This window comes from Streptomyces sp. NPDC085932 (genome assembly GCF_044540525.1).
Taxonomy (GTDB): Bacteria; Actinomycetota; Actinomycetes; order Streptomycetales; family Streptomycetaceae; genus Streptomyces; species Streptomyces levis.
The window spans coordinates 783318-805304 of the sequence record NZ_JBITSJ010000003.1; the positions used below are offsets into that span (position 1 = coordinate 783318).

Genomic DNA, 21987 nt, shown 5'->3' on the forward strand with positions numbered 1-21987 from the left:
ATACGGTGCTGGAACGATCAGGGCGCAGGACATGCCGGACGTGGGGGGACCGCCGTATGGGACAGGGCAAGAGTGATCTCGCGCTCCCGCTGACCGAGTTGGAGGGGTTCGGGCGTCGGCTGCGTTCTCTCAAGACCCGGTTGAATCACACCAAGAAGCTTTTCGAGTCCTACCAGGACGACATCGGCGACGGCAGCGTCAATGACGCGCTCGGGGATTTCGAGTCCAACTGGGAGGACGGGCGCGAGGACATCGGCCAGCAGTTGGACGCCCTGGCGAGTATGTCCGACGCTGTCGTGCGGGAGTTCAAGAAGCTCGATGACGAGCTCACCAAGAAGGTGAACGACGCGATGAAGACCGAGGACAAGCGGAAGGCGAAGTGACCGCTGTCCCGGGAGACGGGAAAAAGGCCCCGGTTCCGACCGACCGGGGCCTTTTCCGTGCGTCGCGACGCGCGCGTCAGGAAGCGACGACCGCGTTGAGGTGCAGGTCCGCCGCGATGCCCTGCGGGGAGACGGCGAGGCCCACGCCGCCGCCGACACCGGCGGTCAGGCCGGCGGCCGTGGTCTCGACGTAGAGACCGGCAGCGGCGCCGGCGCCCGCGGCGACACCCGCCTGGCCGCCGGCGATGCCGTCCAGTTCGGCGTCGGACATCTGAGCGGTCTCGATCTGCGGGGTGAAGGCCATGGGAGGCGGTTCCCTTCGTTTCGGCAATTCCGGCGTGCTCAAGCGCGACCGATCAAAGCACGCGGGGATTACGGGCGGCCAGCCCGGAGTTCGGTGCGCGCGGTGGAAAAGGGCGCCCGCATTCATGTGTGTGGGCGTTCGGTCACCGGCGGGCCCGTTCTCTTCACATCTTCCGCCGTATCGCGGTACACGCGGGTGCGGTGCGGCGGGGGAAATGCGCCGGGATCCGTCCACGGCCGGTGTTTCCGCGACCTCGCGGTGAACGGTGTGCAGATCCCTGGAAGGTTCCGCCCGCGGTCGTCAGCCGACCTGGTTCTCCGCCACCGCCTGGCCGCGCACGGTCACGTCGCCGCCGTAGAACATCCCGGTGAAGACCGGGGAGTAGGTGAGCTGCACCTCGACCTCGACGGCGTCGGCGTTCGCCGCGACGCAGTGGGTCGCCGCGATGTCCGCGCCCGTCATGTCCATCTCGCGGGCGAAGGCCTTCACGCGGGCGTCGCAGTTCGCGAAATTGATGGGCGCCGGGCCGCCCTCGTTCTCGTAGAGCGCCTCACGGTCGATGTCCTGGGCGGCGTAGCGGGCGGCCTGTTCGGCGATGTCCGCGGCGCGTTCACGCTTGGAGATGGACAGGCCGCCGTCGATGACGAACGCGGAGAGGGAGAGGAAGACCAGCGCGAAGATGATGACCGCGCCGGCCCCCGAGCCCCGGTCGTCCAGCTGCGTCCGGCGCGCGGCCCACCAGGAGCGCACGGTCCGCGGCATGTGTCTCACGCCGACCTCCGGAACGGGTCGAGCGGGGAGCTGAAGCTGGCCGACAGCCGTGTCGGGATGTCGAGGCCGAGCATGGCCAGCCCCCGCACCTGGCAGCTCACCTCGACCGTGAAGATGGTGTCCGGTTCGAAGCCCTGGCTCGTCTGGACGACCGAGACCGGCCCCGAGCAGACGTCGGCCAGATTGGCCTCAGCGGCCTTCTTCGCCTCGGCCATGGCCAGGGCGTGGTTCTTCTGGATGGAGCCCGCGCGGGCCGCGTCCCGGGCCGCGCCGTCCAGGGCTCCGCGGCCGTCCACGAGTTGCCCGAAGGCCACCAGGACGAGGATGAACAGGATCATCACCGGTGCGAGGATCACGACCTCGACGGTGGACAGACCGCTGTCGTCGGCCTGCCGGCGGGTCCCCGGCGGGGAAGACGAGCCGGGCATCAGTTCCCCTCCTCCTGGACGAACCGCTCCACCGGTCCCACCGACTGGGCGTGCACCGTCAGATCGAACCCGGGGAAGACCGTGGGGACGCGTGCCTCGATCTCCACTCCCACGGTGTTCTGCTCCGGCTGCAGCATCGTCACGTCCGGCGACAGGACCAGCTGCGGGCCCAGCTGCTGGATGTAGCTGTCGACCACGTCCCGTGCCTCGCCCCGCCATCCGCCCGGCTGTTCGTCGGCGGTGGCGCGGGCCTTGCGCGCGCCCGCCTGGGCCGCCGCCTGGGCGACGTGGTCCGCGAAGAAGTACAGGGCGAACTGCACGGTCGCGAAGATCATGAAGAACAGGACCGGGGTGAGCAGCACGAACTCGATGGCGGACATGCCCGAGTCGCCGCCGGCGGCCGCCCGTCTCCGTGCGGCCTCCACTCTGCGGCGTATCCGTCTGCCCAGCGCTGCCGGCATCCCCGTGAACCCCGTTGTCCTTGGAAACGTCAGCAGGTCTTGCCCGCGTCCGCGCCCTTGATGCAGTCGCCGACCTTGTTGGCGCCCTCGCTCAGCGCGGCGTTGATGATGGCGGCCACGACCCCGACGATCGCCACGACGACCGCGGAGATGATGACCCACTCGACCGCGGAGGCACCGCGGTCCAGCTCGCCGGAGCGGGCCCGCTCGGTGCGGGCCCGGAGGAAGGTGACCAGGAAGTCCACGGCGGGGATGCCGGTGTGGAAGGTGCGTCCGTTCATGACGTCTTGTCCTTTCGAGATCCGTTCGGAGGTTCTTCAGTTGGGAGGCCGGCTCACTGCACCTGGAACACCCGCATCGCCGCCGGAAAGATCAGGAACACCAGGAACCCGGCGCACAGCAGCAGCTGCGCCACGAGCATCGACTGGGACTTCTCACCCGCGCTGCCCTCGATCTCGGCGAGTTCGCGGTGCCGCATGGTCTCGGCCCGGGAGGCGAGGGACTCGCGCACCTTCGCGCCGTCGTCCGCGACCAGGGCCAGCGAGGCGGAGAGGTCCTTGAGCTCCTCCACGCCGATCTCCTCGCCGAGCGCGCCCAGCGCCTGCCACTGGCTGACGCCGGTGATCCGGGCGTCGGCCAGGGCGTTCCTGATGCGCTGGTTGGCCCAGCCGTCGGAGACCTCGGCCGCCGCCATCAGGGCCTCGGGCAGACCACGTCCGCCGGCCAGGCTCATCGACACCAGGTCCAGGTAGGCGCCGATCACGCGCCGCAGGTCGCGCCGCTTCTCGGCGGCGTCGCGCCGTACCTCCAGGTCGGGCAGGAAGAAGAAGACCACCGCGAAGAGGAGGGCCAGCCAGACCGGGATGATCGGGCTGCTGCCGACGCCCAGCGTCCAGACGACGGCGAAGAGGAACGGGCCGAAGAACAGACCCGCCACACCCAGCAGCACCTTCGTCGCCAGGAACTTCTCCCAGCTGCGCTCCAGGACCGCGAGGTCGGCGCGCAGCGAGCGCTGCTCCCACCCCTGCTGGAGGTAGAACTCGCTGACCCGCAGGCCCACTTCGGCGCGCAGCGCGCCCAGGCGGCCCGTCTCGCGCTCGACGCGCGCCGACGCGTAGGCCGAGCCGCGCGCCCGCATCGCGTCGATCCGCGCGACCTGCGCGATCGCGCTGCGCTTGGCGGGCATGAGGGCGCGGACGAGGGCGTACAGGCCGAGGCCGATGACGGCGCCGACGACGAGCGGCATGGTGAGGTTCACCGGCGTGCCCCCTCTTCCTGCGGCAGCGTCTGCTGCGGCTGCTGCTGCGCCGGCGTCCTGGGCCGGACGAACTGGACACCCGCCTGGTCGCGGACGAGGAAGCGCTCGGGCGTCTCGATGGTGGACAGCTTGCGCAGCCACCAGAAGCCGAGCGCGAACAGGCCGCACACGCAGGCGAGGACGAGCTGCCCGACCGCCGTGCCGTACGGCTCGACGAAGTCGCGGTTGAAGATGGACAGGCCGAGGACGAAGGCGATGGAGACCGCGACGACGATCTGCACCGACCGCCGGGTCGAGGCGCGCTGTGCCATCACGCGCTGGCGCATGTCGACCTCCTCGCGCGCGGACTTGGCGAGCGCGCCCAGCACCTGACGCAGACCGGGCCCACGCAGCCGGGCGTTGAGGATCAGGGCCGCGACGATGATGTCGGCGGAGGCGTCGTCGATCTCGTCGGCGAGCTGCTGGAGCGCCTCGGGCAGCGGGGTGCGGGCGCGCAGCCGGTCCACGAGGGCGTCGAGGTGCGGGCGAAGGACGGGGGCCGCGGCGCGGGCGGAGGCCGGGATGGCCTGTTCCAGGCCGACGGCGCCGGCGATGGTGTCGCGCAGGGACTCCGTCCAGGAGGCCAGGGCCTCCACGCGGCGCATGGCGGCCCGCTCCTCGCCGGCACCGCCGAAGAGGCGGTCCCAGAAGAAGACGAGGACACCGGCCGCGATGCCGGCGACCGCCCAGCGGGTCAGCAGCAGGACGACGAGGCCGACGATCGCGGCGAGGGACCCGCGCTGCCCGGCGAAGCGGATCAGTTCGCTCGCCCGCTGGGCGGCCTTCTGCTTCTCGTGGTCGGGTTTGGCGGGCAGCCCGCGTACGGCGACGATCAGCAGGGCGAGCCCGCCGCCGACGGCGACGCCGCTGCCGATCGAGTACAGAACCTCGGTGGAGAACAGGCCGCCCATGGAGCCGAGCGAGCCGAGTGCGGCGAGAGTCGTCGTGTTCATCGCCGGCTCACCCCCAGGTCCCGGTCGGCCGGTAGCCGTGTGCCATCAGTTCCTCCAGGCAGGCAAGGGGGGCGTGCGGCACGACCCGGCCGTCGGGAGTCTCCGCGAACACCTCGCTGGACAGGACCCGGCCGTCGACACCGTTGACCTCGCGGACGGAGGTGACCATGCGCTGCAGTCGGCCGCCGTTGCCGAAGTCGTTGCGCCGCTGGATGAAGACGACGAAGTTCACGGCACCGGCGATCAGCATCTGGCTGGCCTCGATGGGCAGTCGCTCGGAGGCCTGCAGCGCGTAGGTGGAGATGCGGTTGAACACCTCGCTGGAGCTGTTGGCGTGGATCGTCGACAGCGAGCCGTCGTTGCCCTGGGACATCGCGTTGAGCATGGTGACGATCTCGTCGCCGAGGACCTCACCGACGATGACCCGGGAGGGGTTCATGCGCAGCGACCGGCGCACCAGCTCCGCCATCGAGATGGCGCCCTGGCCCTCGGAGTTGGGCAGGCGCTCCTCGAAGGCGACGACGTTGGGGTGCAGGTCGGGGAAGGTGTCGAGGCCGAGCTCCAGGGCCCGTTCGACGGTGATGAGGCGCTCGTGCGGCGGGATCTCGTTGGCGAGGGCGCGCAGCAGCGTCGTCTTTCCGGCGTTGGTGGCACCGGCGATCATGATGTTCTTGCGGGCGCGGACCGCGCAGGCCAGGAAGTGGGCGACCTCGGGGGTCAGCGTGCCGTTTCCGACGAGGTCGGAGATGAACACCTTGCCCATGCGCGCGCGGCGGATGGACAGCGCCGGGCGCCGGGCCACGTCCATCACGGCCGACAGTCGCGACCCGTCGGGCAGCCGCAGGTCCAGCTGCGGGTTGGCCGAGTCGAACGGCCGGGACGACAGGCCCGAGTAGGCGCCGAGGACCTGGATGAGCTCGATGAGCTCCTCGTCCGTCTCGGCGACGGGGTCGCCTTTGACCTCGCGGCCGTCGGCGTACCCGACGAAGACCTGGTCGCAGCCGTTGATGTCGATGTTCTCGACCTCGGGGTTGTCCAGCAGCGGCTGGAGCCGGCCGACGCCGAACAGGGCGGCGTGCACGGCGGCCGCGTACTGCTCCTCGGTCTCGGCGTCCAGCGGCGTACGGCCCGCGTTGATCTCCGCGCGGGCGTACTCCTCCAGGATCTGGGCTATGACGGCACGCGCGTACTGCCGTTCGTCCTCCGTGGACATCGGAGTGACGTTGTTGAGCTGGTCCTGCCGGCGCTGTTCGGCGATACGGTCGCCGGCGTCCTGACGGAACCGCTTGACCAACTGGTGGTCGACAGCGGTCATGTGCCGGCCCCCGCGTGGCCCTGGGTGTGACCCGCCTGCTGATGCGGGACGTGCGGGGCCTGCTGGGCATGGTTGCCCTGCTGGGCATGGTTGCCCTGGTGGGCGTGGTTGCCCTGCGGGACGTGCGGGGCCTGGTTCGCCTGGGCGGAGGCGGCCCAGGCGGCGCCGTACTGCTGGTGGATGTCGGCGGCGACCTTGCGGGCCGAGCGGATCAGCAGCGACTTGTCGAGCCGGCCGCGCCTGCGGCCGGCCAGCTGGTCGGCGCCGGCCGGGTCGTCGGCGATGGTGCCGACCACGCGGGCGCCGGTCTGGGCGTGCACCAGCATGTCGTTGACCTGCGAGGCCAGCTTGCCCGCCGTGCCGGTGTCGGCGATCAGGACGACGCCGATGACCGGGTTGGCGAGGGATGCGGCGCCGCGCGGCCCGCCGTGCAGCTTGCCCGCGAGGGCGGCGGCCCGGTCGCGCACCCGCGCGAGGGACTCCGGCTCGGTGCGCGACAGCAGCAGCACCAGGGAGGCGTGCGGGAACAGTTCGAGGGCCGGGGTGTCACCGCTGATGCGTCCGCAGTCGGCGATGACGTCCGCGGCGGCGTGCGGGGAGTCGGCGAGGGAGGCGAAGGCGTGCCCGAGGGTGGGCCACAACCCGGCGAGTCCGGCGGCCTGTTCGGCGATGCCGAGCCCGACGAGCACCTCCAGTCCGCCGCTGAGCGGCTGGACGTGGTCCCAGAGCTGGTCCGGCACGAGGCCGCGGCGCGCGGTCGCGGCGATGGAGAGCATGCCGGTGTTGGGGTTGAGCGGTCCGCCGTGCGCGGCCGCGCTGCGGTAGACGAGGTCACCGCCCGCCGGGTCCGTCTCGGCGAGCAGGACACGCCGCGGCCAGACCGCCGCGAGGGCGACGGCCGCGGTGGTGACGCCGGGGGAACCCTTGTCGGCGGCGAGAGCGATGAGCGCCATGGGGTGGGTGCCGCCTTCTAGTTGCCGGGGACGTGCACGATGGCGACCTCGCCCGCGGCCGCCGCGGTGGCGAGCGCGGCCGCGTCGGCCTGGTCGACGAGGAGGGTGAGCGAGAGGTTGCCCGTGCTCACGGTGGCGTCGTCGTCCTCGGCGACGGTGTTCACCCGCGCGTCGTCGACGAGGGCGCCGCCGGCGGAGGAGGTGCCGCCGCCCGTGCCGGAGCCGTTGCCGGAGTTGTTCGAGCCGGAGCCCCCCGTCGTGCCGACGCGGTAGGCGGAGACGACGTCACCGGCCTTGATGTCGGAGGGGTAGTGGCCCTCCTTCAGGGCGAGCCCGACGGAGGCCTTCCCGGCGGGCAGGCTGGCCTTCTTGGCGAACATCTCACCGACGGCGAGGGTGCCCGGGTAGAGCGTGGACTTGGCCTTGTACGTCTTGATGGTGTCGAGCTGCGCCCACTCGACGTAGTGGATGCTGTCGTCCCTGGCGACCATGACGGAGGTCACGTCGCTGTCCTTGAGGGAGTCCCCGGCCTGGACCTGGTTCTTCACCATGACGACCTCGATGCGGTCGCCGGCCTGGAGCACGAGCATCGTCGCGCCCAGCGCGCCCACGAGGATGAGCAGCACGGCGAGCGCGGCCAGTGCCGGTTTGCGCTCGCGAGGCGGCGTGGGAAGCCGGTCACCGACCGACGGCTGAGCCGGAGCGGCGGACCGACCGACGCCCGCCCCCGTACGCTCTTGGATCTTCACGCAACCGCTCCCCGTACACCCAAGATGTTATTGACCAAATGGGACACTTCGCACTTCTCGGCCCGCTGAAGTGGCGCCTGAGCTGGCGGAATAGCCAGCGCCGAAGTGAGTGTCAAGCCAGGGCACCGTATCAGCCGCACATAAGCCCCTCAAGGCGCCTCAGGCCCCACCGACCCCAGGCCGCGGCCCGTTATCCCTCTGCAACGTCCGCCCCGCTGCGCCCGGCTGGCACCAGCCGCGCAACGCACCGGCACCTGTGCACCAGCGAATCCGGGACACCGCCAACCGCGCGCCCCGGGGGACCGGTTGGCCACGTGCCGGTCATCACGTCTGCACGATTCACTCACCAAGTCGGGACCGCGCCGTTACGGTCTCCCGTCTCTCCGGGAGGCGGCTCCGGCGTACGTCCGGCACCGTCCGGACACCCCTCCCTGGAGCCGGCCGCCGGACCCGGAACGCCAAAGCCGTTCGTTCCAGGGCCGGTTGCTCCACGCCGATCTGTAGCACTCGCGAAGCTCTTAGTAGAGTGCCGCGCGGACAGCGATCGGACCGCGGGGGGCTCACCGGTGGAAGCAGTCACGTCGAACCACGTGCACGCAGGGCTGATACGGACAGCGCACCGTGGCCGCAGCCGCGCCCTGCTGTTCCTCCTCACCCTCTGCGCGCTGACGGCGCTCTTCGCAACCGCCACCCCCGCCCGGGCCGAGACGCCCGGCGCCCCCACCCAGGCGGCCTATCTCGCCGACCGCCTGCGGGAGCGCCCGGTCTATGTGACGGACCAACTGCCGCGCGCCGTACCGCGGTCCACCGCACCCGAGTTCGCGCGGCTCGCCAGGACGACCGGCGTCCCGACCTACGTCCTCGTCCTGGCCTCCGAGAGCGTCCGGGACGGCGAGGCGCTGCTCGGCGCGGTCCACGACCGGCTGGGACGGGACGGGCTGTACGTACTCGTCGACGACCACGGGGTGACGGATGCCACAGCCTTCGGCGTGCGCGCTCCCGCCGACGACGCCTGGAGCACCCAGCTCTACGAACTCCCCTACGACGCGGGCCCCCTGCTCAGCTTCGAGCGGTTCGCCGAGGTCGTCGCCCAGGGGCCGGAGAAGGCCGCAGCCCGTGCGGCGGCGGCTCGCGCGGCGTACGAGGACGACGAGCCCGAAGCGATGTACATCGGTCCGTCCGACCGCCGCAACCAGTCGTTCGTCACCGGGATCCTGCTCACGGGCGTCCCTCTGCTGATCCTGCTGCTGGCGGCCCACGGACGCCACCTGCGCCGCCGTTACGCGGGAGCCGCCCGGAAGCCGGACCCCGCGGCACGCCGGAAGCCGGCCGCGGCCCCGGTCGTCCGCGTCGTCGCCGTCGTCGCCTCGGCCGCTCTCGCCGCCGCCGCGGTGGCCCTGACCGCCACCGCCGTCTTCGACCAGACCGCCTCCAGCGGGACGAAGCCGCCCACCCCGGCGGAGATGTCCGCCCGGGCCGAACGCGTCGCGGCGGGTCTGCGGCAGGACCCCGTCTATACGGATCCGGAGAGTCCACGCGTCCTCGACGCCCGCCGGCTCGACCGGCTGCACCAGCGGATCGACGACTTCCGGCGCTCCGACGGCGGCGGTCCGGTGTACGTCGCGCTCGTGCCGCAGACGTCGGAGAACGAGTCGGCCGGCGACGCGGAGCTGTTCGCCGCGGCGGTGCACGCCAAGGTCGGCGAACCCGGGGTGTACGTCGTCGCGGACCCGGCCGACGGCACGATCGACGCGTACAACCACGGCCTGCGGCTGGACCGCGACCGCCTGTTCTTCGATCTGCCGGACGCCATCACGCTCGGCGACAGCAGGGCGGACCGGTCCGAGGACCACCTCCTCGGCGAACGCCTCGACGCGCTGATGACCTTCCTCGACCGGACGCCCCGCACGGACCGGCCCGTCGAGGGCGCCACCCCCGCACCCGCCCCGAGCCCCGCCGAGGACACCGCCCTCCCCCCGCTGTTCGCCACCGACTTCTGGCCGGGGCTGGTGGTGGGCGCCTTCGCGGCCCTCCTGCTCTCCGCCGTGCTGGCCGGGGTGGCGGCGCTCGTGCTGCGCCGGCGGCGCCCGGCGACGGAACCGTTCGCGCGACTCCCCTTCACGGCACCCACGCAACCGTCGGCGTCCTGGCTGCGGCGCACCGCGTACGCCGAGCTGCGCGCGTTGGTCAGGGAGTTCGCCGAGCGCGAGGACCAGCCCCGCGCCTGGGACCGCCTGGACGCCGCGCTGCTCCTCGTCGACAACGACCCCGGCCGGGCCCGCCGGCCGGGGACGGACCCCGCGACCCTGGTCACCGTGATCGTCCTGGCCCGGGCGGGCCGTGCCGCGCTCACCGGCCGCGACGACGACCTGTGCTGCGGCGTCAACCCCCTGCACGGGCCCGGCGTACGGCTCTCCCACGTCCGGGTCAGCGCCACCGGCCGACGCCTGCTGCCGGTCTGCGAACTGTGCCGCGACACCGCCATCGCCGACCCCCTCGGCATCCCGCCCCGGCTCCTGAGACTGCCCGCCCCGTCCGGCGGCGACCGCGTCCCCTACTACGACGCCACGGACGGCCCACTGACCGCGGTGCCCAGGGGAATCGCCCGGGTCGTCGAAAGGGTGAGGGAGACGGCCGGTGTCCACTGACGCGAGGCCCGTGCGCGAGCCCTTCGTGGCACTGCTGCTGACGATCCACGACGAGGCGAGGGAGACCACCGGTGCCCACTGACACCAGACGCACCACCACAGCCCTCGCGGCACTGCTGCTGACGTTCCACGACGAGGCGAGGGAGACCACCGGTGCCCACTGACACCAGACGCACCGCCACGGCCCTCGCGGCACTGCTGCTGACGATCCTGGCCGTCACACCGGCCCGCGCGGCGGACGGCCCTGGGGGCATCGGCGGCCCTGGCGGCATCAGTGCCCCCGCCGGCCCTGCTCACCCCAGTAGCCCCGCCGGCCCTACTCACCCCAGTAGCGACGCCAGCCCCGGGCAGCGCATCGCCCACGCGCTGCGCAGCTCGCCCGTCTACGTCGACGAGGCCTACACCGACGCCGTACCGCCCGCCCGGCAACGGCAGTGGGCGGACCGGATCCGTCGCACCGGCCTGCCCCTCAAGGTCGTCCTGACGCCGCTCACCAAGGGCGACGCCTTCGACGGCGACTCCGCCGTGCTCGCGGGCACGGTCCGCGACCGGCTCCCCGCACAGCGGGAACTCGTCCTCATCACGACGGACGGCGACTTCCCCGACTCCCTGCGCGGGTTCGAGTGGCCCGCGGACAAGCACCAGGCCCGGGAAGCCGTGGCCGCCACCGGCTTCCTGGACGAGACACGGAACGCGGGCCTGGCGGACCTGACCGCCAAGGCCGTGGACCTGGTGGCGGAGGGCAGGGGCGAACAACGCTACGCGGAGGCGACGAAGAACCTCCGGACCTCCGCTCCACAGGCCGGGAAGGAGAGGTCCGGAGGCCCCGACTGGTGGCTGCTCGCCGCCGCCCCAGGGGCCCTGGCCCTCACCGCCCTCGTGGCCCACGCCCTGCTCCGCTCCCGCCGGGCCGCTCCGGCCGTGCCGCACCTGGTGTTCGCGACCGCCCGGGCCGCCGACGAGGCGGAACTGCGCCGCAGGGCGGAGGCGGAGGTCCTGGCCCTCGGCGAGGCCGCACATGCCGCGGACGTCACGACGACACCCGGCATCCAGACCGCCCTCGACGCGTACGCAGCGGCCGCCCGGGCCCTCGACGAGGCCCGGGGCCTGCCGGACCTGGCGGGCGTCCTGGCCCTGGCACGGGAGGGCCAGGACGCTCTCGACGACACCCCCGGCCTCCCCCTCTGCTTCTTCGACCCCCGGCACGGCCGCGCCACCCTCCGCACGCCCTGGCGCCGACTCGGTCACCGGGACCGTCTCGACGTGGCGGTGTGCCGCACCTGCGCGGACGCCCTACGGGACCGCCGCGCCCCTGAGGTGCTGACGGACCGGGACGAAGACGGCCGTCCTGTGCCCTATTTCGAGATGCCGCCGGAGCGGAGCGTCTGGGCGGCGACGGGGTACGGCTCGCTGATGCCGGTGTCGGCCGGGTTCAGCAGGCACCGAACCGTAAGCCCCACGGGAGAGGAACGGCAGACATGACCGTGGCGGCGGACGAGCCGGGGAGCGAGAGACCGATGCGCCGCGCCAAGGCGGCACGCGTCACAACGGGTATCGCCGCGGTTGCCGTCGCGCTGGTCCTGGCCCTGGCGTTGACGTCGTCGCCGGAGCGATTCGGCCTCTCCGCCTCCCCTGAGGTCTTCGAGAACGTCCACGCCGTGGGCCGGTCGTCCGAGGCATTCATCTTCGTATGGGCCCTGATCGCTCTCCCTGTCGCTGGCCTGCTCCACACTCCGTCGGCCTTGGCCAGGCGGGCTCGCGTCGGCACCGGTTGGGCGCTGGTGGCCGGATACTGGCTGTACGTGATGCTGATGGCGGCGGTGGCCTGGGAGGTGGCGGGGTTCTTCCCGGCGACCGACGCTCCCGGCAAGCAGGGTGGCTTGTTCGGCGCGGCGATCCTGCTGGTCGTCTCCCCACCGCTGTTCGTCGTCGGCTCGGGCGGCGTGTTCCGCGAGGGACGAGAGCGCGGGACGCCGGTCCGGGACCAGCTCACGGCGTTCGCGATCCTGTGCTGCGGCGTCATCGGCCTGGTCGCGGGCCTGACCACCGGCTACAACTTCTCCTTCCCGCGCGCCGGCTTCCCGGCCGTGTTCCTTCCCGGCGGCGCGCTCTGGGGCCTGACGGCGGGGGCAGCCGTGGGCATGGGCATCGGCGCGCTGCTGACGGCCTCGCCGGACACGCGCCGCAGCATGAGCGACGACGCGAAGAGCTTCGCCCGGACGGCGACGGCCTTGCTCGCGCTCTGCCTGAGCCTGTCCCAACTGGGCTGGCTGCTGCCCAGTTGGGCGGTGGCCCTCATCGGACTACCGGCGCCCTTCGTCCTGTTCGCAACGTCGGGACGCTTCGCGTGGTCGGAGCGCTGGGTCCAGTACCGGCAGATCGAACTGCCGAAGGGGGTCCTCTACTGAGCCGATCCCGCCAAGGTGAGCCCCATACCTACCCTCTTGCCCTGTTCACTCGGAAATTCGCGCTGGTGAAACCGAAAACCTCACCGGTACCGTCAGTGCTCGTACTGCACATCTGTCTTTCACGGGGAGCCACTGTGAAGCGCCGCACCTTGCCCGCCGCTGCCGCACTGACAGCGACGGCGGTACTGCTGTTGACGGCCTGCGGCAGCGGGGACGACAAGCCGGCCGACAACGACAAGATCGCAGGAGCCGACCAGGGGGCGGAGACCCCGAAGGAGTCCGCCGACCCGTCAGCGGCCGAGGCCGAGGACAAGCCGGACGGCGTGGACGTGTCCCTCCCGAAGGACATGAACCTCGTCTTCGACTGGCAGAAGCCGAAGAACGCGAACGAGGCGGCTGCGATGGATGACGCGGCGAACTTCGTCCGGGCGATCTACCGGGGCGTGCACAAGCGCACGTCCAATGACGCGGCCGTGACCGCTTACGCCACAGGCAATGGGCTGAGGTACGCGAAGACGCAGATCGACGTCAGGCTCGAAGGCGGCTGGACGGCCACCGGTACCCGTCGCCACTACGAGGCAACCACTCGGTCCGCACCGAACGGCAACTCGGTCGAGGTCGCGTTCTGTGTCGACTCGACCAAGTTCTACTCGAAAGAGGTCAAGACCGGGAAGGTCCTGAAGGGCGAGCCCAGCATCAAGGACTTCGACTACTTCAAGATCATCATGACTAAGGTCGTCACGGGAGAGGGCCTTTGGCAGGCCTCCAAGGTGTACGTCCAGCCCAAGGCGGCGAAGTGTCAGTGAACAGGTCACGGCATACGGCAAGCATCGCCAGCGCAACCGCCCTGACTCTCGCCTTGAGTGTCATCGCGCTCGCGCAACCCGCTCACGCGGGCGAGGAGCCGGGCAACACCCAAGGTTCCGACATCGAGCAGTCGGGTGGAGGTGACGGCAACGCTATCTACGCCGCCGCCCGTATCCGGTACTCCGGCTCCGTTGCCAAGAACGGCAGCACCGGCAACGTGACGTCCGCCGATGTCAAGTGGACGCCGCCGCCCTGCTGGTACGCCCCCTACCTCGGAGCCAAGGACTTCAAGAAGAAGATGTCCAAGGACCTCGAGAACCAGCTCAGCGCGCCCGGCATGGGAGGCCATGCAGGCGCAGCCCTCAACGAAGTGCAGCGCCACTACGAGGACGACTACGGCTGGACCGACACTCCCGGCTACAAGGATTACAACGTCGACAAAGACGGTCAGGGGATGTTCTGGGCTGCTGTGGAGAACCCCAACGAACCTGACCCCCTCCTGCGGGGCTCGTGCAACGACCTCCCCTTCTGGGTCGACAACGGCGAAGCCCCGCCGCCCCAGTACGAGCAGGCGATCAGGCCCGAGATGCTCGCTGCGCTGGCCTACCAGCACATGGAGCTGCCGGATACGAAGGTCACCCTCGCGCCCGAGGCGGAGACCAAGGTGAACCTGCCGACGTGGGCCTGGCTGGACAAGGCCGTCTTCGACGAGGTGCAGGCCACGGCGGCCATCAACGTCCCCGGCTTCAACATCCAGGCCACCACGACCGCCAGGCCGGTGGCCCTCAAACTGCAACCGGGCACCGAGGACGCCGAGACGTACCCCGCCTCCGGCGACTGCGTCATCAACAACGACGGCTCCATCGGCGAGCCGTACGCGAAGGGCAAGGCCGACCGGACCCCACCCTGCGGCCTGAAGTACCTCCGCTCCTCCGGCAACGGCACGTACAAGCTCCAGGCCACCATCACGTGGGACATCGCCTGGACAGGCACCGGCGGCACGGGCGGCGACCTCCCCAACGGCACGTTTGGCAACGAACAGGCCGTCACGGTCCAGGAAATCCAGTCCGTCAACCGCTGATAGCTGTCCATCAGTACAGACCACGAGCCCGGCCGGAGAAGTAAGCGTGTCGAACGACGCAGACCTCAAGGTGAATGTCGACCTTCTTGTGGAGTCGGAGTCCCGACTCAGAAAAATCAAGAGGGAGTTCAAGAACCTGGGCAATCACCGCGACGACATGCGCGAGCACTGGGGCAGCGGTGACATCACGGGCGCCATGGACGAATTCGTGGACAACTGGGACGACTACCGCGAGAGCCTGCTCACCCACATCGACGCTGTGGGAAAGCTGATCAAGGCCACCATCGACGGGTTCACCGGCTTGGACGCCGAGCTTGCCAAGGAACTGCGCAAGAAGGAAAAGAAGAAGTGACAACGGCTCCCAAAGCCCGGCCTCGCAATTGGCATCCCCTCGCCGAGTCCGACCCCGTCCCGGGCGACGCGGACGAGATACGGTCCGAGGTCAAGCGGATGAAGGGCGTCGCGAGCTCCCTGCGTGAGCAGGCCCGTCTCCTCCGCGGTATCGGCAACGACGACGAGCTGAAGGGCAAGTACGCCGGTGCCCTTCGCGAGGAGTCCGAGGGTTTGGAGAAGAAGCTCCGTGACGTGGCCGAGCGCTACGAGAACGTCCACAGCTACCTGACCAGCTGGGCCGGTGAACTGGAGGGCTTCCAGATCCAGGCCGACAAGGTACTGGCCAACGCGAAGAAGGCGCAGGAGGAAGCTGACGCCGAGAAGAAAAGGGCGGAGACGAACAGGCCCGGTCCCGGCGAACCCAGTCCTTCACCGAGCGGCACCGACCACGATCCGCTCATCGAATACCGGTTGCAGCTCAACCGGATCACGTCGGAGCGCGACGAGCGTGCCGCACACTACGCGGACAAGATCCGCGATGAACTCGACGACGCCATTGAGGACAGTTTCTGGGACGACGCCAAGGGCTGGCTCCACGACAACGCCGAGCTCTTCAAGACGATCGGTGACCTGGTCGGAGATCTGAGCGGCATTCTCGGCATGCTCGCCATCATCACGATGCCCTTCCCACCTCTCGGAGCCATCTTCGCCACGGCCGCCGCTGTGACCAGCGGCATCGCCCTGATCAGCCATCTCTTGGCGAAGGCCGGCGGAGCAGACGTCAGCTGGTTCAGCGTGGGTCTTGAGGCCCTGGGGGCCATCCCCGGCATCAGCGCATTCGCCAAGGGCGTCAAGGTGGCCGACGGTGCGATCGCGGTGGCACGTGCACGGCAACTCGGCAAGGGAGTCCGCGGCGTCACCACGATCGGTCGGAACATCGTCGGAATAGGCGACAACGTGGCCGGAGCAGTGAGCTTCACGGTCAAGGGAAAGACCATCGGCTTGTGGGGGCTCAAGCACGGTGGCCTCATCAAGGCCGAGGGGCTGATGGGGCGCATGACGCTGGTGGCCGAGAAGACCGTTCACAATGGCCAATGGCTCGGTACCCGAGGATGGAATCTGCTCAACAGGGGAGAACGGACGATCGACCCCATGAGCAACTTGGGCCGCGGTATCGACGCCGGCCTCAAGATCGCCCCCAAGCTGGTTTCAATCCCCACGCACGTAGGCGAACTCATCAATCCCGGCGACCGCTTCCACGAATCGGTCGCTTCATGACGAGGGCTGGAATCCCAATGGACTGGCACCCAGATACCGACGAGATGCAACTGGCACGCTACCCGGTCTCGTTCGCGACCGGAACCGCCGCGTCCGTGAAGGGGCGCCGCTCATTCCGCGACCGGCAACGCAATGACATCGAATCCCAGTTGCCCGGTTGGCCCGAGCGGGGCACCTTCAAGGTGCGCCGTCTGCCCAGCAGAATCGGAGTGCAGATCAGCCACACCCTTTCGGGCATCTTCGCGGTGGCTTGGGGAATTTTCTCCGAACTGCTGGGCGGCGGGGTGACCAATCCCGAGCCGGGGCGCGGCAAGCTGGAGGACAGAGAGAACGAGGTCGACGATTTTCCCGTCCTGTGGGCCGACGCACAGGACACCGCCCGTGGGCTGCCCTGGCAGCTCGATCCGTCCCGACGACCGCATGGCTACGTCTCGGAGATCGTCCTGACCACTCGGCGTCTCCTCGTCCTGGGATCCGGCACAGTTCTGTGGGAGACACCTCGGGACAACATCGCCGACGTTACAGGCAAGCGCTTCAGCGTCGGCCGCAGGGACTTTCAAATCACCTTTCAGGACGGCTCCTGGGCCAGGCTGACGACCAACGCCTCCCCCAGCACCGTCGAACTGATCGGCCTCCTGTCGGGAAGTCACCGTCGACTGTCCGAGGTCGAACTCTCACCCGCCCAGCGCGAGCGGCTCTCCGGCTTCGCGTCGTCACTACCGGCAGATGTCGCGCGCCCTGTCATCACAGAACTGCCTAGTGGCCTGGTGCGAGTGGAGTTCACCCTTCCCGGACACAGACAGGGCATCGTCTCCGAGTCACGGGGTTTCGTGATGAACGAGGCCGGCCAGGACGCGGCGCCCGCTCCCGGAGACATCGAACCGAGCAAGGCGTGATGAGCACCAACCGCCCGGCACTGTCCGGCATCCCGACAATTCTTGACGATCCGGCCATCCCTCCCCTCTGGTTCGTGGCGCCCGAGGGCTTTCACGCCCTGCCCGTGGACGCCGAGCCAGGTGCCCGGCTGTCCGCCGCCGACGCCTTCGCCCGCGAACTCTTTCCCGAGGGTGACGCCCACCTGTGGGAGTCGGCAGCACCCTTCTACGCCGGACTCACCGAGGTTTTCGCAGACGCCGGGCTGGCGTACTCGGCGATGGGGGTGTTCAGCGACGACCACGGCGGTGTCGTGCACTTCTCCTTTACCGTCGGCGCGATCGAGTCACCGTACGCAACTCCGGACGAGGCCGCGGGCGCGATCGTGCAGTCCCTCGGCCGGGACCCCGGGAATGACAGTCGCCGCATCACGCTGCCCTGCGGACCCGCGGTGTCGAACATATCCATCCGCGAGGTCACGATCGGTGCAGAACTCACCGCGACCGGCGATGAGACGAAGCTCCTCACCGGCCAGATCCAGGTCTTTGTCCCCTTTCCGACCCAACGCTTCATAGCGATATTCACGCTGAACACCGCAGCCATGGAGTACTGGGGTGAAATATGCGACATGACCGTGGCAGTGCTGGAAACGGTGTCCTTCGAAAATCCGCAGGAAATACCTAGTCGTTGACTTGCGAAAAGACCTAGTCGTTGACTTGCGATGTGCCCCATGGGGGCAGTTCCTCGCGCCATCCACCCAGCGTTACGGTCAGCGCTCGTACCGCACCTCTGCTACAGGGAGCCACTGTGAAACGCCCCGCATCGCCCGTCACCGTCCTGTTGACGACGGGAGTACTGCTGTTGACGGCCTGCGGTAGTGGGAACGATGAGTCGACCGACAACAACAAGGTCGCCGACACCAGCCAGAGCGCTGAGATGCCCAAGACGCCCACCGAGCCGCCAGCGGCGCAGGCCGGTGAGAAGCCCGACGGCGTAGACGTGTCCCTACCCAAGGACATGAACCTCGTCTTCGACTGGAGTAGGCCACAAAGCGCGAATGAGGCTGCTGCCATGGATGACGCCGCCAACTTCCTCCGCGCCATCTATCGCGGCGTCGACCAACGTTCCGCCGAGGAAGCGGCCGTCACCACGTACGCCACCGAAGGCGGACTTCACTACGCGCAGGCCCAGATCGACGAGTGGATCAAGGGCGGCTGGACGGCGACCGGCACCCGTCGGCACTACGACGTCACCACACGGTCAGCCGGGAACGGCAAGTCGGTGGAGGTGGGGTTCTGCGCAGACACCAGCAGGTTCTACGGCAAAGAGATCAGGACGGGAAAGGTCCTGAAGACCAAACCGAGTCTGAAGGATTTCGGCTACTACAAGATCGTGATGGTCAAGTCAGTGGCGGCGGCCGGGGTATGGCAGGCGTCCAAGGTATTCGTCGAGAGGACGGTGGAGCAGTGTCGATAGAAGGATCCGCCTTCTCCGAAAGGGTTCCACCCAGGAATCACCGGCGTAAGAGGCTGACGACCCTCCGCGACCGCTGCCGGGCCGACACTGCACATCTGGGAGCCACTGTGAAGCGCCGCCCATTGCCCGTTGCTGCCGCGCTGATGGTGACGGCCTCGCTGCTGTTGACGGCCTGTGGTAGCGGAGACGAGAACTCGAAGAGTAACGACGAGACCGCAGCAGGCGCCGATGTGAGCGTTGCGACCACGTCGGTCTCACCGAACACCGGCGCATCCGGTCCCACCAACAGGTCTGAGATCACCTTGCCCAAGGGTGTGGAGAACAGGTTCGGCAGCTGGAAGACAGGTGACCGAGCGGAGGACGCCGTGCTGTCCGACGTCGCGCAGACGGTGAACGCGGTGGACGATGCGATCCTCCGTGGCGACACGAACTCGACGGCACTCGCCTACTACCGCCAGGGCGAAGCGCTCGCGAGCGCTCAGAAGTGGGTCCGGGCCTGGCTGGAGGAGGACCTCACGTGGACGGGTGTCACGCGCTACTTCAGCCCGAAGGTCGAGGTCGCGGACAGTGACACGGCCGCCGTCATCTACTGCGCCGACGAGAGCAAGGCCTACAACAAGAACCGCAAGACCGGGAAGGTGGACAAGGCACCCTCCGACGAGAGCCCATACGTCACGTACAGCACTCGGCTCAAGAAGAACAGCAACGAGGTCTGGCAGACCACGGAGGTGTTGTCCAAGCGAGGGGACAGGACGTGCGCGTCCTGACTCGCTGCATCGCCACGGCCGGCTGGAAGTCGAAGTGATACACGGGCTCGCCGACCAACACATGACCTCTAGCGGCGTTCACTATCGTGTCCCGCTGAACTAGGGCATGAGAACCCACTTCAGAGGTCCACCGTCACAGTCTGGGCAATGCTGTCCGTGGCCTCTTCCAATTCTTGCGTAATACCAGGCACCGTCCACGACACCAGCAACATGACGGCGCTCTCTGCGCCAGCCGGAAGAATCCCGTACGTCAGTGTCTCCATCAGCACGCCAGGGCCGCGGCGTGAAGCCGGACCAGCGGCAAAGTCCTGACGGATGCGCACGGCATGGCCGACCGGCAGGTCCACACGGGAAATTTGCGGAGGGCCGAAGTCGTCGGCGCTAAAGGTCTCAGCCAGCCAATCCAGAGTGATCACGGGAACCGTCTCGTCAGGATGGAGCAGGTCGACTTCCAGGATCGCCAGGGCACTGTCGAACCCGTCGGGGAAAAAGGCGAACGCATAGAAGGGGTCTCGGCTGCGGCTGTCTTCGGCTCGGGCGAGCAACTCCTTTCGCAGCGTCCGCTTGTCCAGTTCGTATCCCGCCGCTGCACTGCGGTCTCGCAGTTCCGCTGCTGTGCTTTTGGCCCAGCCCTTGACGTCGTCCGACGGCTCGACCGGAAGCGACACCCAGTCCGTTGGTACGACGATGCCGCAGGCACTGATATCACTCATGTCCGCCGTCACCCCCCACCCAGGCCAACGAGGCGGCCACAGCGTCGAAGAGTTCAACCATGGCGTCCGCGATCTGCACCAAAGGCGTCGAGAAGGTCAGCAGCAGCCAGGCATCAGTTGCGGGAACCGGCAGTTGGTAGTCGAGCGTGACCGACGGAAGAGTCTCGCCGGGTGAACCCGGCATATTGGGCGGAACGGGCTGCTCCGACTGCCCTGTCGTCCTGCGAGTGCGCACCGCAGGCCCCGAAGACAATTCGACGACGGACACTTCCAGGTCCTCGTCGGCGGAGAGGTAGGCAGCGATGTCCCTCGCCGTGAGCGGCCCTTCACTCTTCGGCGGCAGAAACGTGACGAGAAGAGAAGCCGGGATGGTCAAAGCGCCGGCCTTCTGCAGGCTCAAGTAGAGCTCGATACCACCGTCCCGGAACGCTGCGGCCGCTTGGGCCAAGAGGCTGTCCCGCAACTGCTGCTTGAGGTGCGGTGCGTTGTCGACTCCCTCGAACTGCCGATTGATCAGTGCGTCGACTGAGCGCTCGCGGAGCTCCGGTTCGATGCGCACGCGGAACCACCCCTCCGGCAGAAGTAGGCGGTAATCAATAGGCGGTGCCACGTTTTCCGCGCCTTTCAGCATGTTCACGAGTGCTCCGGTCCGGTCGGCTGCTCTCATACGTGGGCCTCTGCCTTCTCGATCACCTTGTCGTACGAAAGGCGGCTGACAAGCGCAATCGTAGCGGCGGGAACCAAGGCCGCAGCGATGGTCAGCGCGGACAACAAGCCCGCCACGAACGCTGATGAATCATCGCTGAAGAGTCCGGCGAGCAGCACGGCACTGAAGAGCGGAAGCGTGAGGAGTTCGTTCCTGCCGATGACGGAGCGCTGCCAATCAGTTTCTCGGCGAACTTCCTTCCCCTCCATGGGTGACATCTTGCGGGCATCCGCACCAAGCATGTGCCCCTGCCACCAGCCGCTGCTGTTCTTGTCCCGGTCCAACTCCTCGTCCGACACTGGAACTCCCAGCGCTGCTTGCAGTTCCTTCCATCGCTCGGGTCCCTGCTGCCCCGCAAACCAGTCTCTCCAAGGCAGCAGTGCCCGGGCTTCACCTCTGCCGTCCCGGAGCTCCACAGCGAGCGGCTCGCCCGTCACAGGAGCGACAAGTCGCACCACTCGCGATACACCGTGCATACCGGCCCGTCCGAGCCAGCGCTCTTCCCCGACCGTATTGGTCAGGATCACATCACCGGGAAGCACACGCACGGAGGCCGTTCGCAAGAACCGTCGGGTCGCACTGCCTGCTGGCGATGGCCTGATCACCGAGGCGTCAGCGAACACACCAGTCGTCTTGTTCCGCCACCAAGCCGTGACACGGACAGCGCCGTCCGATGCAGGGATCAGGAAGAGAGCGCATGCAGCAACAGGCATGGCTCGCGTCAGATCAGCGGCGAAGGCAGTGACGAGAGCGACGAGCCACCCGAACATGCCGAGCCCGCGTACCCAGCTGTGCCAGCGCGGCAGGTCGGCATGGGCAGCACGATCCGGCCGGCTTCCTGTGCTGTCGCCCTGAGCTTCCGCACGGCCGCTGGGCTGCGAACCCTCCTCAAGCGCAATCCCGAGGCTGGCGACCAGGTCGCTGAGTCCAGTCCGCTTTAGACACTTCGAAGGGTCAAGGTCCATGGCACCGACCACACCAGCCTCAGGCAACCATGCTGCGAGCGGTACGTGCAGAAGGTCTCGTTCCCCTTCCCCCTTGAACGTCAGGACGCCCCAGCGTTTCATGGGGTGCTTCTGCACCGTCTCCCAGAGGTCAGCAGGCGGATGGAAAACCGCACGGCGAATACCATCGGCACCGACCGCGTACCGGCGTTCCCCAAGCCGAGCGTCCCGCACCACCAAGGTGCGCCCTTCGGCATAGAGACGGGCCCGACGCACGACATGCGTGTGATGGGGCAGCGCACCCGCGGGACGAGCCGTCGGCTCGGCCGGTTGTGGTAG

General features: G+C 68.9%; 25 protein-coding genes. 12 read left to right on the top strand and 13 right to left on the bottom strand.

The features are described from left to right. Positions 1 to 56: 56 nt before the first annotated feature. Positions 57 to 383, top strand: a complete 327-nt coding sequence (locus tag ACIGAQ_RS19640) for a hypothetical protein (protein ID WP_311680446.1) — start codon at positions 57 to 59, stop codon at positions 381 to 383. Positions 384 to 459: 76 nt separating this feature from the next. Here ACIGAQ_RS19640 and ACIGAQ_RS19645 read toward each other — a convergent pair whose 3' ends face one another. From ACIGAQ_RS19645 to ACIGAQ_RS19690, 10 genes are all read right to left on the bottom strand, one after another. Further along, positions 460 to 687: a hypothetical protein gene (locus tag ACIGAQ_RS19645; protein ID WP_399784342.1), complete on the bottom strand. Its 228-nt coding sequence runs from the start codon at positions 685 to 687 to the stop codon at positions 460 to 462. 300 nt (positions 688 to 987) lie between these two features. Further along, entirely contained in the window at positions 988 to 1449 is a 462-nt protein-coding gene (locus ACIGAQ_RS19650; protein WP_399784655.1) for a pilus assembly protein TadG-related protein, read from the bottom strand. A 5-nt stretch (positions 1450 to 1454) separates the two neighbouring features. Further along, on the bottom strand, positions 1455 to 1886 hold the full coding sequence (locus ACIGAQ_RS19655; RefSeq protein WP_311680449.1) for a TadE/TadG family type IV pilus assembly protein: 432 nt from the start codon (positions 1884 to 1886) through the stop codon (positions 1455 to 1457). Continuing rightward, positions 1886 to 2266 (bottom strand): TadE family protein, encoded by a 381-nt coding sequence (locus tag ACIGAQ_RS19660; RefSeq protein WP_394814202.1) that lies wholly within the window; start codon positions 2264 to 2266, stop codon positions 1886 to 1888. Before ACIGAQ_RS19660 ends, ACIGAQ_RS19655 begins: the two co-directional genes overlap by 1 nt. A 110-nt stretch (positions 2267 to 2376) precedes the next feature. Next, positions 2377 to 2628 carry a hypothetical protein gene (locus ACIGAQ_RS19665; protein WP_283973369.1) on the bottom strand — a complete coding sequence of 84 codons (252 nt, stop codon included), beginning with the start codon at positions 2626 to 2628 and terminating at the stop codon, positions 2377 to 2379. A gap of 53 nt (positions 2629 to 2681) precedes the next feature. Further along, entirely contained in the window at positions 2682 to 3605 is a 924-nt protein-coding gene (locus ACIGAQ_RS19670) for a type II secretion system F family protein (protein ID WP_399784347.1), read from the bottom strand. Further along, positions 3602 to 4597: a type II secretion system F family protein gene (locus ACIGAQ_RS19675; RefSeq protein WP_399784350.1), complete on the bottom strand. Its 996-nt coding sequence runs from the start codon at positions 4595 to 4597 to the stop codon at positions 3602 to 3604. The genes ACIGAQ_RS19670 and ACIGAQ_RS19675 overlap by 4 nt, the downstream gene beginning before the upstream one ends. Before the next feature lie 7 nt (positions 4598 to 4604). Next, positions 4605 to 5912, bottom strand: coding sequence for an ATPase, T2SS/T4P/T4SS family (locus ACIGAQ_RS19680; protein ID WP_311680452.1), 1308 nt, complete (start codon positions 5910 to 5912; stop codon positions 4605 to 4607). Next, on the bottom strand, positions 5909 to 6865 hold the full coding sequence (locus ACIGAQ_RS19685) for a hypothetical protein (RefSeq protein ID WP_399784353.1): 957 nt from the start codon (positions 6863 to 6865) through the stop codon (positions 5909 to 5911). Before ACIGAQ_RS19685 ends, ACIGAQ_RS19680 begins: the two co-directional genes overlap by 4 nt. A gap of 17 nt (positions 6866 to 6882) precedes the next feature. Beyond that, entirely contained in the window at positions 6883 to 7614 is a 732-nt protein-coding gene (locus tag ACIGAQ_RS19690; protein ID WP_399784356.1) for a hypothetical protein, read from the bottom strand. Between the two features lie 566 nt (positions 7615 to 8180). On the opposite strand from ACIGAQ_RS19690, the gene ACIGAQ_RS19695 reads away from it, so the two are divergent. The 11 genes from ACIGAQ_RS19695 to ACIGAQ_RS19745 all read left to right on the top strand — a co-directional run bounded on the left by ACIGAQ_RS19695 (position 8181) and on the right by ACIGAQ_RS19745 (position 19285). Then, a complete protein-coding gene (locus ACIGAQ_RS19695) occupies positions 8181 to 10262 on the top strand; it encodes a hypothetical protein (protein ID WP_399784359.1) in 2082 nt (693 codons plus the stop codon). Positions 10263 to 10415: 153 nt separating this feature from the next. Beyond that, on the top strand, positions 10416 to 11744 hold the full coding sequence (locus ACIGAQ_RS19700; RefSeq protein WP_399784362.1) for a hypothetical protein: 1329 nt from the start codon (positions 10416 to 10418) through the stop codon (positions 11742 to 11744). Next, positions 11741 to 12670: a hypothetical protein gene (locus tag ACIGAQ_RS19705; RefSeq protein WP_399784365.1), complete on the top strand. Its 930-nt coding sequence runs from the start codon at positions 11741 to 11743 to the stop codon at positions 12668 to 12670. Before ACIGAQ_RS19700 ends, ACIGAQ_RS19705 begins: the two co-directional genes overlap by 4 nt. A 134-nt stretch (positions 12671 to 12804) precedes the next feature. Continuing rightward, positions 12805 to 13476: a hypothetical protein gene (locus ACIGAQ_RS19710; protein WP_399784368.1), complete on the top strand. Its 672-nt coding sequence runs from the start codon at positions 12805 to 12807 to the stop codon at positions 13474 to 13476. Then, positions 13473 to 14558 (top strand): hypothetical protein, encoded by a 1086-nt coding sequence (locus ACIGAQ_RS19715; RefSeq protein ID WP_399784371.1) that lies wholly within the window; start codon positions 13473 to 13475, stop codon positions 14556 to 14558. The genes ACIGAQ_RS19710 and ACIGAQ_RS19715 overlap by 4 nt, the downstream gene beginning before the upstream one ends. A gap of 46 nt (positions 14559 to 14604) precedes the next feature. Then, a complete protein-coding gene (locus tag ACIGAQ_RS19720) occupies positions 14605 to 14910 on the top strand; it encodes a hypothetical protein (protein ID WP_399784373.1) in 306 nt (101 codons plus the stop codon). Further along, positions 14907 to 16169, top strand: coding sequence for a putative T7SS-secreted protein (locus tag ACIGAQ_RS19725; RefSeq protein ID WP_399784376.1), 1263 nt, complete (start codon positions 14907 to 14909; stop codon positions 16167 to 16169). The genes ACIGAQ_RS19720 and ACIGAQ_RS19725 overlap by 4 nt, the downstream gene beginning before the upstream one ends. Positions 16170 to 16186: 17 nt before the next feature. Next, positions 16187 to 17065, top strand: a complete 879-nt coding sequence (locus ACIGAQ_RS19730) for a hypothetical protein (RefSeq protein ID WP_399784379.1) — start codon at positions 16187 to 16189, stop codon at positions 17063 to 17065. Next, positions 17065 to 17733 carry a hypothetical protein gene (locus tag ACIGAQ_RS19735; protein WP_399784382.1) on the top strand — a complete coding sequence of 223 codons (669 nt, stop codon included), beginning with the start codon at positions 17065 to 17067 and terminating at the stop codon, positions 17731 to 17733. The genes ACIGAQ_RS19730 and ACIGAQ_RS19735 overlap by 1 nt, the downstream gene beginning before the upstream one ends. Positions 17734 to 17849: 116 nt before the next feature. Then, the gene (locus tag ACIGAQ_RS19740) at positions 17850 to 18518 is read left to right on the top strand and encodes a hypothetical protein (protein ID WP_399784385.1); all 669 of its coding nucleotides are present in this window, start codon (positions 17850 to 17852) and stop codon (positions 18516 to 18518) included. A gap of 107 nt (positions 18519 to 18625) precedes the next feature. Then, positions 18626 to 19285, top strand: a complete 660-nt coding sequence (locus ACIGAQ_RS19745; RefSeq protein ID WP_399784388.1) for a hypothetical protein — start codon at positions 18626 to 18628, stop codon at positions 19283 to 19285. Positions 19286 to 19404: 119 nt separating this feature from the next. On the opposite strand, the gene ACIGAQ_RS19750 is transcribed toward ACIGAQ_RS19745, so the two are convergent. Genes ACIGAQ_RS19750 through ACIGAQ_RS19760 form a run of 3 tightly spaced genes read right to left on the bottom strand, consistent with a single transcriptional unit; the run spans position 19405 to position 21771 of the window. Continuing rightward, on the bottom strand, positions 19405 to 19998 hold the full coding sequence (locus ACIGAQ_RS19750; protein ID WP_399784391.1) for a hypothetical protein: 594 nt from the start codon (positions 19996 to 19998) through the stop codon (positions 19405 to 19407). After that, positions 19991 to 20629, bottom strand: a complete 639-nt coding sequence (locus ACIGAQ_RS19755) for a hypothetical protein (protein WP_399784658.1) — start codon at positions 20627 to 20629, stop codon at positions 19991 to 19993. Before ACIGAQ_RS19755 ends, ACIGAQ_RS19750 begins: the two co-directional genes overlap by 8 nt. Positions 20630 to 20661: 32 nt before the next feature. Then, on the bottom strand, positions 20662 to 21771 hold the full coding sequence (locus tag ACIGAQ_RS19760; RefSeq protein ID WP_399784394.1) for a hypothetical protein: 1110 nt from the start codon (positions 21769 to 21771) through the stop codon (positions 20662 to 20664). Positions 21772 to 21987: the final 216 nt, after the last annotated feature.